This window comes from Sediminivirga luteola (assembly GCF_014639315.1).
In the GTDB taxonomy this organism is placed as follows: domain Bacteria; phylum Actinomycetota; class Actinomycetes; order Actinomycetales; family Brevibacteriaceae; genus Sediminivirga; species Sediminivirga luteola.
In genome coordinates this window covers 1-13,070 of sequence record NZ_BMFY01000028.1, presented here as the reverse complement: position 1 = coordinate 13,070, position 13,070 = coordinate 1, and the positions used below count along the sequence as shown (strand labels likewise).

The 13,070-nt window shown below is 65.5% G+C and carries 9 protein-coding genes; 8 read left to right on the top strand and 1 reads right to left on the bottom strand.

Annotated features, from left to right (window positions below):
* Positions 1–51: 51 nt before the first annotated feature.
* The gene (locus IEW13_RS17010) at positions 52–768 is read right to left on the bottom strand and encodes an SOS response-associated peptidase (RefSeq protein ID WP_188552100.1); all 717 of its coding nucleotides are present in this window, start codon (positions 766–768) and stop codon (positions 52–54) included.
* A 293-nt stretch (positions 769–1,061) separates the two neighbouring features.
* On the opposite strand from IEW13_RS17010, the gene IEW13_RS17005 reads away from it, so the two are divergent.
* The 8 genes from IEW13_RS17005 (at position 1,062) to IEW13_RS16970 (ending at position 12,987) form a co-directional block, all read left to right on the top strand.
* Positions 1,062–1,550 carry a MarR family winged helix-turn-helix transcriptional regulator gene (locus tag IEW13_RS17005; RefSeq protein ID WP_229745278.1) on the top strand — a complete coding sequence of 163 codons (489 nt, stop codon included), beginning with the start codon at positions 1,062–1,064 and terminating at the stop codon, positions 1,548–1,550.
* A 179-nt stretch (positions 1,551–1,729) separates the two neighbouring features.
* Complete coding sequence (locus IEW13_RS17000; RefSeq protein ID WP_188552099.1) at positions 1,730–2,896, top strand: acyl-CoA dehydrogenase family protein; 1,167 nt, start codon at positions 1,730–1,732, stop codon at positions 2,894–2,896.
* A complete protein-coding gene (locus IEW13_RS16995; protein ID WP_188552098.1) occupies positions 2,897–3,916 on the top strand; it encodes an enoyl-CoA hydratase/isomerase family protein in 1,020 nt (339 codons plus the stop codon). It begins immediately after the preceding gene.
* Positions 3,913–4,686 carry an enoyl-CoA hydratase gene (locus IEW13_RS16990; RefSeq protein ID WP_188552097.1) on the top strand — a complete coding sequence of 258 codons (774 nt, stop codon included), beginning with the start codon at positions 3,913–3,915 and terminating at the stop codon, positions 4,684–4,686. The genes IEW13_RS16995 and IEW13_RS16990 overlap by 4 nt, the downstream gene beginning before the upstream one ends.
* Before the next feature lie 273 nt (positions 4,687–4,959).
* Positions 4,960–7,182: an NADP-dependent isocitrate dehydrogenase gene (locus tag IEW13_RS16985; RefSeq protein ID WP_188552096.1), complete on the top strand. Its 2,223-nt coding sequence runs from the start codon at positions 4,960–4,962 to the stop codon at positions 7,180–7,182.
* 410 nt (positions 7,183–7,592) lie between these two features.
* Positions 7,593–8,240: a hypothetical protein gene (locus IEW13_RS16980; protein ID WP_188552095.1), complete on the top strand. Its 648-nt coding sequence runs from the start codon at positions 7,593–7,595 to the stop codon at positions 8,238–8,240.
* Between the two features lie 561 nt (positions 8,241–8,801).
* Positions 8,802–9,497, top strand: a complete 696-nt coding sequence (locus IEW13_RS16975) for a Hachiman antiphage defense system protein HamA (RefSeq protein WP_229745277.1) — start codon at positions 8,802–8,804, stop codon at positions 9,495–9,497.
* Positions 9,490–12,987: a DEAD/DEAH box helicase gene (locus IEW13_RS16970; RefSeq protein WP_058858979.1), complete on the top strand. Its 3,498-nt coding sequence runs from the start codon at positions 9,490–9,492 to the stop codon at positions 12,985–12,987. Before IEW13_RS16975 ends, IEW13_RS16970 begins: the two co-directional genes overlap by 8 nt.
* Positions 12,988–13,070: the final 83 nt, after the last annotated feature.

The window sequence follows — 13,070 nt, the reverse complement described above, 5'->3', positions numbered from 1 at the left end:
CCTGTCCGCTCCGCGAGCCTCAGAGAACATTACGCAGCGCCGTGGGGATCGTCAAATCGGCATCGCCACGGGCTCCGCCAGGGACCGATCATCGTTCCGCACGTCTCCGACCGAAGCCCCGACCGGATGCCGGGCAACCGTGTCAGGATCAACGTCCGCCACGATGTCATGCAACCCGCGAATCGCTTCTGCGCGAGACCCGGGGACCGTCAGCCAGGCGTCTCGCGCTGCTGCCGCCAGGAAGACCGGCATCCGGTGATGCACCTGCGCTAGATGCCCGGCCGCCGGTGCCGTCAGTACCGTCGTGCTCAGACGCCAGGACCCGTCCGGATTGCGCCACCACTCGTACAAGCCGGCCATGACGAGCTGCCCGCCGGCAGCAGCATGCATCCGCCACGGCTGAGCGCGCCCGCCTGCGTGCGACCACTCGTAGTACCCCGTCACCGGCACCAGGCATCGCCGGGAAAGGAAGGCGTCCCGGAACGTCGGCTTCTCCGCCACCGTTTCGCTACGCGCATTGAAAGTCTTCGCCGCCAAACGTTCGTCTCGTGCCCATCTGGGAAGCAGGCCCCAGGACGCGAACTCCAGGTGCGGCAGACGTCGGCGGGTCCGGTCCGGCGCAGCGTCCTCCAGGCGCTCCACCACGATGGGGATCACCGCTCCGGGCGGCACGTTCCATCGCGGCTCCATGGTTCGCTCGGTGGCCACTGCGCCCAGGTCCGCGGCGATCTCGTCCGGGTCAGTCGAGAGTTGCAGCCGTCCGCACATGAGCGCCATCCTCGCATGCCGGTGCGCGCACCCGCAGCACGACGCACACACCAGCCTCGCCACAGGAACCGGCGGCTCCACTGAACTCCACAGGACGACGCGTCCGGTGGCCCACCACCAGTTTCCCTTCACCGCCCGCCAGGGTGCGAGAGCCCACTAGAATCAGGGGGTCATGGCGAGCCGCGCAGGCCCTCGCGCCCGGACCACGCGGCGCAAGACCGCGGGCGCTGCGATTCGCGACCCGTGCCGGTCGCGGGAAGCCGTCAGCAGGACCCGGTGAAGCGAGGAGCACAGTGGACGCGGATTTCGACCCCATCGACGAGGCGCGACGGCAGTGGATCGCGCATGGCTGGGAAGACGCCGCGGACGGGATGACCTTCGTGACGTCGATCATGCGCGCCCAACAGCTCATGCTCGCGCGGGTGGACCGCACGCTCAGGCCCTTCAACCTCACCTTCGCCCGGTATGAGCTCCTGGCGCTCCTGTCCTTCACACGCACGGGCCAGCTTCCCATGTCCAAGGCAACGGCCCGGCTGCAGGTTCACCCCACGTCCATGACCAACGCCGTCGACCGGCTAGAACACGCCGGACTCGTCGCGCGCAGCCCCCACCCGCGGGACGGCCGCACCACCCTCGTCGGGATCACGGACGCCGGACGCGCCCTGGTCGGGGAAGCCACCGAAGCCCTGAACAGCGTCTTCCGCTCCCCCGGACTGGAGCAGCCCCAGCTCGACGTCATGCTCGATCTTCTCGCGCAGCATCGCCGCAACCTGGCCGACTGAGGCCCGCCGCCGAGCACGCCCTCCCCGCATGGGCAGCGCAGCAGCTGGCTCTCCTTGCCCAAGAGGTTCCCCGCACGTTCTTCTTCTCCCCCGCGTGGGGGCGCCAAATGGCATTACTTTGACGTCCTACTTTATGGTGGTCTCAGCCACATCAACGACGCTGAGCGCTAGGAGCCCCGATGCCCGACCACACCGCCGCCGCGATGACGTTCGGCCTGAGCGAAGACCAGCTGGAACTGGCGGCCATGTGCCGCGACTTCGCCGACAACGAGCTCGCCCCGCACGCCCTCGAATGGGACGCGGAGCACCATTTCCCGGTGGATGTCATCAGGAAGACTGCGGAACTCGGCATGGGCGGCATCTACGTCCCCGAGGAGTCCGGAGGGTCCGGGCTCTCCCGCCTGGACGCCGCCGTCATCTTCGAGCAGCTGTCCACCGCGGACCCATCCATCGCCAGCTACATCTCCATTCACAACATGGTCGCCTGGATGGTCGACACCTACGGGACCGACGAGCAGCGCGAGCAATGGCTGCATCCGCTGGTGAGCTTCGAGCATCTGGGCAGCTACTGCCTCACCGAGCCCAACGCCGGTTCCGACGCGGCGGCACTGAAGACCTCCGCCCGGCTGGACGGCGATCACTACGTCCTCAACGGCGTCAAGCAGTTCATCTCCGGCGCCGGCTCGTCCCATACCTACCTCGTGATGGCCCGCACCGGTCAGGAGGGCGCCCGCGGCATCACCGCCTTCCTCCTCTCCGAGGGCATGGAGGGGCTAAGTTTCGGCGTGAACGAACTCAAGATGGGGTGGCGGGCGCAGCCGACCCGGCAGGTGATCATGGAGAACGTCCACGTGCCGGTGAAGAACGTGCTGGGCGAGGTCGGGCAGGGTTTCAAGATCGCGATGTCCGGACTCAACGGGGGTCGCCTGAACATCGGCGCCTGCTCGCTGGGCGGCGGCCAGGCCGCGCTGGAGAAGGCGCTGTCCTATATGAGCGAGCGGCAGGCGTTCGGTTCCGACCTGCTGGGCTTCCAGGCGCTGCGCTTCCGCCTGGCCGATATGCAGACCCGGCTGGAAACCGCCCGATCGCTGCTGTGGCGAGCGGCGGGCGCCTACGACGCCGGCGACCCGCGAGTCACGGAACTCACCGCGATGGCGAAGCTGGCCGCCACCGACGCCGGGTTCGAGGTGGCCAACCAGGCGCTGCAGCTCTTTGGCGGCTACGGTTATCTGAACGAGTATGGGATAGAGAAGCTGGTCCGGGATCTGCGGGTGCACCAGATCCTGGAGGGCACGAACGAGATCATGCGCGTGATCATCTCGCGCAAGACGACGGGGGTCGGATAAGTGACGCAGACGCAGGACATCTCCACGGACGTCCGGAACGGCCTGGCGCGGGTCGAACTGAACCGGCCCAAAGCCATCAACGCGCTCAGTGAGCCGATGGTGGCCGTCGTCAAAGAGGCGCTGGAGAGCTGGCGGCACGACGATGACATCCGCGCGGTGCTGCTGACCGGCTCCGGCGAGCGCGGACTGTGCGCCGGCGGTGACATCAAAGCCATCCACGCGGCGCTGGTGCGCGGCAGCGATGACCCGATCGGTTTCTGGCGCACCGAGTACGCGATGAACCTCGCGATCGCCGAATACCCCAAGCCGTACATCGCCGTGATGCACGGCATCACGATGGGCGGCGGGCTCGGTATCTCCGCCCACGGCTCCCATCGCATCGTCACCGACAGCAGCAAGCTCGCGATGCCGGAGACCGGCATCGGACTGTTCCCCGACGTGGGGATCACCCATCTCTTCGCCCAGATGCCCCACGGCGTCGGCGAATACCTGGGACTGACCGGCACCGTCATCGGCGCCGGTGCCGCCATCCGCTACGGTCTGGCTGACGCGTATGTCGAGGACGCGTCCCTGCCGGCCTTCATCGAGGCGCTCGAAGAAGGGCCGGAGGATCCGGACGCGGTCATCGCGCGGTACTCCGCCGAGCCTCCCGCGGACGAGCTCGCCGAGCGGCTCTCCTGGATCGAGCCCGCCTTCACCCGGGACAGCGTGGAGGACATCATCGCGGAACTGCATCGGATCGGCGGTCCCGCTGCCGAGTGCGCCACCCTCCTGGAGGGCCGCTCCCCCACCTCCCTGAAAGTCACTCTGGCGGCGATCCGCGCCGCCGCCGGACGGAGCCTGGCCGAGACACTGGACGCCGACTTCAGGATCGCCCGGGCGCTGACCGCCCAGCCCGATCTGCTGGAGGGCATCCGCGCGCAGGTCATCGACAAGGACCGCAATCCGCAGTGGCGGCCCGGCAACCTCGCCGAGGTCGACGATGCCGCGATCACGAAGATCATCGAAGGAGAAGGATGAGCTACGAGACGATTCTGGCCGAGAGCAGCGAGGGCATCGGCACGCTCACGATCAACCGGCCGGGGGCGCTCAACGCCCTCAACAGCCAGGTGCTCGCCGAGCTGACCAGCGCCGCGGAGGCGTTCGACGCCGATCCGGAGGTCCGGGTCATCGTCATCACCGGCAACGAGAAGGCATTCGCCGCCGGCGCCGACATCAAGGAGATGGCGGAGAAGTCCTACGCCGAGGTGTACCTCGCCGACTGGTTCGCCGGCTGGGACCGCCTCACCCGCGTCCGCAAGCCCATTATCGCCGCCGTCGCCGGATACGCCCTGGGCGGCGGCTGCGAGCTGGCGATGATGGCGGACTTCATCATCGCCGCCGACACCGCGAAGTTCGGCCAGCCGGAGATCAACCTGGGGGTGATGCCCGGTATGGGCGGCTCCCAGCGGCTGACCCGCGCCATCGGCAAGGCCAAGGCGATGGACCTGTGCCTGACCGGGCGGTTCATCGGCGCCGAGGAAGCCGAGCGGTCCGGGCTGGTCGCCCGCGTGGTGCCCGCGGACGAACTCCTCGCCGAGACCCGCAAAGCCGCGGCAGGCATCGCCCAGAAGTCGTTGCTGGCCACCATCGGCGTCAAAGAGGCCGTGAACGCCGCGTTCGAGACGACCCTCTCTCAGGGCCTGCTGTTCGAGCGGCGCACCTTCCACGCGGCCTTCGGCACACAGGACCAGAAGGAAGGCATGCGGGCATTCTCGGAGAAGCGCGAGGCGAAGTTCACCGACTCCTAGAAGCTGCCCCGGGCTCGGCCACCTGACCCAGCGGCACCTGCCGCGCGGCCGGCGGCGGGTTCACGCGCTGACCTGACCACCAGGTTCACTGCGGATGACGACGCAGGACATCGGGTTGCAGACAAGCCCGCGGAAGAGCAGGACGGCACCTCGCTGCGTGTGTGCTGAGTTCTGCCTCCCCGACCCGCTGTCCCCGGTGCTTGATAGGTTGTGACCCGACACAGGACATCTGACTGACGTCATCACGATCGACCTCGAGGGGAACACACACCCATGGCAAAGATCATTTACACGAAGACTGACGAAGCGCCGATGCTGGCGACCTACTCGCTGAAGCCCATCGTCGAGGCTTTCGCCTCCACCGCCGGCGTCGAGGTCGAGACCCGGGACATCTCCCTGGCCGGCCGCATCGTCTCCCAGTTCCCCGACTACGTCGGCGAGGACAAAGCCGAGGCAGACGCGCTGGCAGAGCTGGGCGAGCTGGCCAAGAGCCCCGAGGCGAACATCGTCAAGCTGCCGAACATCTCCGCGTCCGTGCCGCAGCTGAAGGCCGCGATCGCCGAGCTGCAGTCCCAGGGCTACGAGCTCCCCGACTACCCCGAGTCCCCCTCCACCGACGAGGAGAAGGACATCCGGGCCCGGTACGACAAGATCAAGGGCTCCGCTGTGAACCCGGTGCTGCGCGAAGGCAACTCCGACCGCCGCGCACCCGAGTCCATCAAGAAGTACGTGCGCGCCAATCCCCACCGCATGGGAGAGTGGTCCTCCGAGTCCAAGACCAACGTCGCCACCATGGGCGCGAACGACTTCGCCTCTAACGAGCAGTCCGTGGTCTTCGAGGCCGAGGACACCGTCACCATCCAGCACGTCGCCGAGGACGGCACCGTCACCGCCCTGAAGGAGGGCCTGAAGCTGCAGGCCGGCGAGGTACTCGACAGCACCTTCATGTCCGCCAGGGCCCTGGACGCGTTCCTCGCCGAGCAAGTGCAGGCAGCCAAGGACGCCGGGGTTCTGTTCTCCGCGCATCTGAAGGCCACCATGATGAAGGTCTCCGACCCGATCATCTTCGGCCACGTCGTCAAGGCGTTCTTCCCCGCGATCTTCGAGAAGTACGGCGAGGACCTGGCGAAAGCCGGCCTGTCCGCCAACGACGGCCTGGCCTCCATCCTCAAGGGCGCCGAGGAACTCGGCGAGGCCGGCGCGGGCATCAAGGCCGAGTACCAGAAGGGCCTGGAGAACGGCCCGCGCATGTACATGGTGGACGACTCCAAGGGGATCACCAACCTGCACGTGCCCTCCGATGTCATCGTCGACGCCTCCATGCCTGCCGTCATCCGCAACGGCGGCAAGGGCTGGGGGCCCACCGGCGACCCCGAGGACACCCTGGCCGTCATCCCGGACTCCTCCTACGCCGGCGTGTACCAGGCCGTCATCGACGACTGCAAGGCCAACGGCGCCTTCGACCCGACCACGATGGGCACCGTCCCGAACGTCGGCCTGATGGCGCAGAAGGCCGAGGAGTACGGCTCCCACGACAAGACCTTCGAGATCGAGGCACCCGGCAAGGTCCAGGTTGTCGACTCCGCAGGCGAGGTGCTCATCGAGCACACCGTGGAGGCCGGCGACATCTGGCGCGCCTGCCAGACCAAGGACGCCCCCATCCAGGACTGGGTGAAGCTGGCCGTCACCCGCGCCCGCGAGACCGGCGCCCCGGCCGTGTTCTGGCTGAACAAGGACCGCGCCCACGACGCCAAGCTGATCGCGAAGGTCGAGAAGTACCTGGGCGATCACGACACCACCGGTCTGGAGATCAAGATCCTCAGCCCGGTCGAGGCCACCACGTACACCGTGAAGCGCCTCCGTGCCGGCGAGGACACCATCTCCGTGACCGGCAACGTGCTGCGTGACTACCTCACCGATCTGTTCCCGATCCTGGAGCTGGGCACCTCGGCGAAGATGCTCTCCATCGTCCCGCTGATGGCAGGCGGCGGCCTCTTCGAGACCGGCGCCGGCGGCTCCGCGCCGAAGCACGTCCAGCAGCTGCAGCAGGAGAACTACCTGCGCTGGGACTCCCTGGGCGAGTTCTTCGCCCTGGTGCCTTCCCTGGAGAAGTACGCCGAGCAGGCCTCCGCCCCCAAGGCGAAGGTGCTGGCTTCCGCCTTGGACCGGGCCACCGCGACCTTCCTGATGGAGGACCGCTCCCCGGGCCGCAAGCTCGGCACCATCGACAACCGCGGCAGCCACTACTACCTGGCCCAGTACTGGGCCCAGGAGCTGGCCGCCCAGACCGACGACGCCGAGCTCGCTGAGACGTTCACGCCCGTCGCTCAGGCACTGACCGAGAACGAGGAGAAGATCGTCGAGGAGCTCAAGTCCGTGCAGGGCAGCCCCGCCGACATCGGCGGCTACTACCGCCCCGACGAGGCCAAGGTCGTCACCGTGATGCGCCCCTCCGCGACCCTCAACGAGATCGTGGACGGACTCGCCGGAAAGTAAGCAACGCCGGGAGGCGCGCTGCCTCCCGTTAGCACTACGCAATCACCCAGGTGGGTGTCGATACGGTCTCCGACCGGGGACGATGTATCGGCGACCCGCCTGGGTGATGTGCGTCTGGCGGGTTTCGGGTATCGCTTCTCACGCGACCGGACCGCAGAAGTCGCTGCTGGCCACGGTCGGGGTCGGGAGGGCCGCCAACGCCGTCTTCGGGACGCCCCTCTCCAGCGCCTACCGCCGTGCGCACCGCGACCGCGCACCAAGCGCGCTGCCGCGAACAGCGTTGATTCTGCAGCGTTCCGTGAAACACCGCCGTGCCTGGCGAACTTCTATCAGCGCACTGCATGTCCAGCTGCAATGTGGTCTGAACTACGTGTTGTGCCCTTTCAAAGAACGAAACTACTGTAGAAACTGTGAGCAACCATGCACCGGATGTTCCCCAGGCACTGAGGCAGCTCGCTGGACGCCGGCCCGTGTTCCATAGCGAGCATGATTTCAAGTTCGCTCTAGCGCAGACTCTCCAGGAAAAATACCCAGAAGTAGATATGCGCCTCGAACGGCCGTTCCGCGCAGATGGCCTTCGACAACATGTCGATATTCTGATCTATGGCCCCCATGGTGTAACTGTCCTGGAATTAAAGTATCCAACTCGCAAGTGGTCCGGGACGGTGGGAACAGAAGAGTTCCAATTAGCCGAGCACTCTGCCTGGGATCTCGCTCGCTTAGGATTCGTCAGGGACATTTACCGTCTGGAGAAGTTTGCTGAGTATTTCACAACCCGGGACACTGCATACCAGGCGTCAGCTGTGCTCCTCACCAACGTTCCTGCACTCTGGGAACCTCCGCGCAACAAGACCACCCATGACGCACAGTTCCGGATACATGAGGACGCGCGGCTCAAAGGAACACTGCGGTGGGGAACTGCGGGAGCTTGGCATTCAGGTAATGAGACCAAACTTTCCGGTGACTATGTCATGCGTTGGGAAAACTATTCCACCCTACCTGGCTCCCGCGCAGACGCGCCCGCCCAGCTGCGCTGGGTCGCAGCGACGGTGGCATAGACCGCGGGAACCAGTGCATCAGCCGCCAAGGCAAAGAGGCCCGGAAGCTGCTTTAACCTCGCAGCTTCCGGGCCTCTAAGCTGGGGCGCCAGAAGTCCCAGTTCTTGCTCTCTCAGGATGCCCAGTCCTCGTCCTCCCTGATGAGAGGCGGAAATCCTGCGGCTCCTCCAACTCCGATGGCCGCTCGTGCCATCCGCGTGCCACTCGCGATCGAAGCCGCTCTCGCCGACCAGATCGCTGCCGTCGCACATGCCCAGCTTACCGCCGGACGGCTCCGTCTGCACGGGAACTTGCGCGGCCCACAGGCAGCACGTCGCACGCTCTCCCTCCAGTTCAGTGCCCCTCCCGGGTGGGTCAGTGGCTCGTCCCACCGTTCGGAGTACCATATGCCGCGTCTGCCACCCCGTCGCCAGCTGAGCAGCAAGCTCACGTCCCCCTCGCCCCAAAGGTCAACCATTGAGTTCAGAGGCTGAGACCTCTGGCACCATTGATGACATGGCACCACTTTCATCGTGGACGACTTCCACACACGAGCCGCTTAATCGGCACACGATGGTGCACATGGTTGCCCCACCGGCGACCATCGGATCGGGAGTCGGCTGGGCTGCGTCACAGATCCCGAACCAATACACGGATCCGGATCGCGTCGCCACGATCCTCGCCAAGCTGGGGAAACCTAAAGCGGCTAAATACCTTAAGGGGAAGCTCCCTACGAGCAAGCGCACCCGCTCGGGCGACCTCGGAGAGATCATCGGAGCGCAGTACGCAACGCTTGAGCTGGGCTTTCGAGTGGTGGAGCGGTTGCGGTGGAAGGACCACCGCGAGATGTCGATGCGTGGCGATGACTTGGTTGGTGTGCGCGCGAGTACGAACGGAACGCTGGAACTGTTGAAGGGTGAGGCAAAGAGCCGCGTAAGGCTCGGAACTGCAACGGTCACGGACGCAGATGATGCACTTAAGCGCGATCGGGGACGCCCATCGCCTCATGCTCTCAGCTTCGTCGCTGACCGACTCCACGGACTCGGTGAGCACACGTTGGCAGAGCTCATCGACGACGCCCAGTTGATTTCTGGGATCAGTCAACGGCAGGTGGTCCAGCTGCTTTTTACTTTCACTGGAAATGATCCGCGGGCCCTCCTCCGCGCAAATACGACAGCGTACCGGGGACGTGTAAAGCGCCTCGCCGTCGGTCTGCAGGTGTCAGAGCATCAGGCGTTCATCGCGAAGGTGTATTCGAAGGCGATCGCTGATGCCTGAAACAGTTGATGAGATTGAGGCCGCGATCGGGGAGGCGACGACCCCCGGATTTCGTGAACAGCTTCTCGCGCGAGGAGAGGCCCGGTCGATGATCTGGCGGGACGGTGTCCTGCCCGAGGACGCGCCCGCGTTCGATGAGCTGCTCAGCTACGACCTTCTATCCTACGGCTATTCGCTCCTGGGCCTGGGGCTACGTCTCGTGGAGGCGGATGGGTCGCGGAGCCTCGCCCAACGCGCCTTTGAGGGCGCAGCTACGGCCATTGAATCAGTCATCGCCAGAGGAGCTAACTCGCGCGAACGAGGCTTCCACCGTGTCGTCGCAGCAGCCGCCTACCACCTCGGCAGCTTCTCCGCGCGGGCGTACTCACTGCTTCAGACTGCGCTCGATTCCGGTGAAGTCACGACTAGTGAGCGATGCCTCATCCACATCATCCGCAGAGAACTCGACACCCTGGCCGCGCTCATCCTGAGTCACCGCGACGAGGACGCGGCAGCAGACGCCGACCTCGTCGAGACGTTGCGCGGGCTCCTCGAGCCCGCCAGCGATGAGGAACAGGACGATGACAGCGGCGACACCGATGTCATCGACGTCGTCGACCTCGCACTGACCGACGCGTTCGTCGGCGCAATCAGCATGGCGCTGCTCGCATTCGAACGGGGCGAGGGGGCGCTCCTGGAGGAGGCCCTCAGCACACTGCAGGTCGGTCTCAGAGCCGCCAGCGAACTGAACCTAGTCCCCCAGTGGTGGTGCCATCGACTCGCGATTCACCTGCTCCGCGGCCTGTGGGAGGCCAGTTTCCACCGCCTGCTCCCGGACGACCCAATCGACGGCGGTGGCGACTGGGCACGACTGCGTGCGACGTTCATCGCATCTCTCTTCCGAAGGCGACGCTCGGAGATCGACCTATGGCCGTCGCAGCTCGCCGCCGCAGAACGGGTGCTGAACACCAGCGAGAACCTGGTGCTGTCTCTCCCAACAAGCGCCGGCAAGACCCGGATCGCCGAACTTTGCATCCTCGCGACCCTAGCCGAGGGTCGGCGCGTTGTCTTCGTGACCCCATTGCGGGCGTTGTCAGCCCAGACTGAAACGGCTCTGCAGCGGACCTTCACCCCTTTGGGCAAGACCGTCTCGTCCCTCTACGGCGCGATCGGGGCCAGCAGCGCCGACGAGGATTTGCTACGAGAGAGGGACATCGTCGTCGCCACTCCCGAGAAGCTCGACTTCGCTCTGCGCAACGACCCAACGCTCCTCGACGACGTGGGGCTTGTCGTGCTCGACGAGGGGCACATGATCGGGGCGGATGAACGCGAGGTCCGATACGAAATTCAGGTACAACGACTGTTGCGCCGTGGGGATGCAGCCACCAGACGTATCGTTTGCCTCTCGGCGATCCTGCCAGACGGAGACGAAGTCGAGGACTTCGTGAACTGGCTCACCGATGACCAGCCCGACGGTCTCATCGCAAGCTCGTGGCGGCCGACTAAGCTTCGTTTCGGCGAAGTGATTTGGCAAGGCGATCGAGCCCGCCTGAGCATCATCGTGGGAGACGAGGAGCCCTTCGTCCCCCGGTTTCTCGAGCCCTTCGTTCCCCCGAACGGCCGCAGGACGACGCAGTTCCCCAAAAATCAGCAGGAGCTGACACTGTCCACAGCCTGGCGGCTCGTCGATGACGGCCAGACCGTCCTGATCTTCTGCCCACGGAAGGACTCGGTAAATGCTCTTGCCAAGGTCATAGTCGACCTTCATAGGCAGGGAGCACTCCGAAGCGTCTTCGAAGGGGATCCCGGCGACCTCGCCTCGGCCATCACGATCGGCGAGGAGTGGTTCGGGCGAGAACACCCGATCCTCGCGTGTCTGCGACTTGGAGTGGCGATCCACCACGGCTCGCTGCCCGCGCCCTATCGAAGAGAGATCGAGCGACTACTCCAGCAAGGAACGCTGAGGATCACTGTCTCCTCACCGACTCTTGCCCAGGGGCTCAACCTTTCGGCGAGCGCTCTCGTGATGCACAGCCTCTGGCGCAACCGGGAACTGATCAAGGCGTCCGAGTTCCGTAACGTTGTCGGCAGGGCCGGGCGAGCATTCGTGGACTCCGTCGGCCTCGTCGTCCACCCGATCTTCGAGAAAGTGTCCTCAGGTAGACGGAACTGGAGGCAGCTGGTCGAGGACACCGCTCTGCGCGACATGGAAAGCGGCCTACTGCAGCTGGTGGTAAACCTGTTCCGCCGGATGCAGGCGAAGCACGGTCTCCAGGACCTGGATGCACTGCTGGAATACGTCGCCGGCGTCGCGGCGTGGGATTACCCAGAAGTCGCGGCCGAGAGCGACAAGGAAGCCGAGCGCTCCCGAACTGCGTGGCGCTCGCAACTCGCTAGCCTCGATAACGCCCTTCTCAGTCTGCTCAACGACTCTGCGATTACGGAGGACGGAATCGAGGGGGCTCTCGATGACGTGCTCGCCTCGTCGCTTTGGACCAGGAGCTTGGCTCGACGGCAGGAGCCCGTGCAGACAGCGCTTCGAGCCGGCCTGACCGCGCGGGCACGCTTCCTCTGGAGCCAGTCGACCCCGGCACAGCGCCGAGGGTACTTCCTTGCGGGGGTCGGCCTAGAAACCGGACGCCAACTCGACGAGCACGCCAGCATCTTGGAACAGTACCTGCACAACGCGGACGAGGGCATCCGAATCGGCGACCCCGGTGCCGCAATCGACGCCCTGACCAGCTTCGCCAGGATCGCATTCGGCATCTACCCCTTCGCGCCCCGCACCCTTCCTCCGCAATGGGAAGACATCCTCGCCGCATGGCTTCGCGGCGAGGATGCCGCACAGATGGCACGCGAGGAGATCACGGATACACTGGAATTCATCGAAGACTCGCTGACCTACAGGCTGCCATGGGCGCTGGAAGCGGTCCGGGTCCGAGCAACCGCCAACGAGGACCCGGTCGGCAATCTTTGGGCGCTCCTCACCGATGAGCACGGACTCGCAGTTGCAGCGCTAGAGACAGGGACGCTGAACCGATCTGCCGCGCTGCTCATGCAGGCCGGATTCTCCTCCCGAGCCGGTGCCCTCGCCGCCATCGCAGCCGGAGGCGGCACCTTCACAACCGTGTCGGAGCTTCACCAGTGGCTGAACTCGGAGGAGGTGCGGCAACATGCGAACGACCCGCACTGGCCGACCGTGTCATCGCACGATCTCTGGGTCGATTTCATCAGCCGTAGCACTGCTGCACCGGAGAGAACCTGGATCAACACAGTCGAGGATGCCGCGGTGACGTGGCTTCCCGATCACCAGCCGAGTAGCGGGACTCCCTATCGAGCCGTGTCCCTTGCGAACGGTGAGACCATCCTCCAAGCCGCGGACGGTCGACGAACCGGTTCGCTTGAGGAACCACTCAATCCGAAAAGGCGCGGGTTGCTCATAGTCACTGGGACAAGCGCCGCCAACAGCGTCGAACTCCGCTATCGAGGCCCAGCCGACCTTCATGCATAACAGTGGGGACTGCCGCACATTTAGGTGACAGTTGGGGGTGTCAGGCCGCGAGGCTCACGGCCGGGTTCATGATGGTCTCGTAT

Bases quoted from the DNA above. Each gene is read 5' to 3' on its own strand.
- IEW13_RS17010 (WP_188552100.1), bottom strand. From the start codon at position 768: ATGTGCGGACGGCTGCAACTCTCGACTGACCCGGACGAGATCGCCGCG.
- IEW13_RS17000 (WP_188552099.1), top strand. From the start codon at position 1,730: ATGCCCGACCACACCGCCGCCGCGATGACGTTCGGCCTGAGCGAAGAC.
- IEW13_RS16990 (WP_188552097.1), top strand. From the start codon at position 3,913: ATGAGCTACGAGACGATTCTGGCCGAGAGCAGCGAGGGCATCGGCACG.
- IEW13_RS16985 (WP_188552096.1), top strand. From the start codon at position 4,960: ATGGCAAAGATCATTTACACGAAGACTGACGAAGCGCCGATGCTGGCG.
- IEW13_RS16975 (WP_229745277.1), top strand. From the start codon at position 8,802: ATGGTTGCCCCACCGGCGACCATCGGATCGGGAGTCGGCTGGGCTGCG.
- IEW13_RS16970 (WP_058858979.1), top strand. From the start codon at position 9,490: ATGCCTGAAACAGTTGATGAGATTGAGGCCGCGATCGGGGAGGCGACG.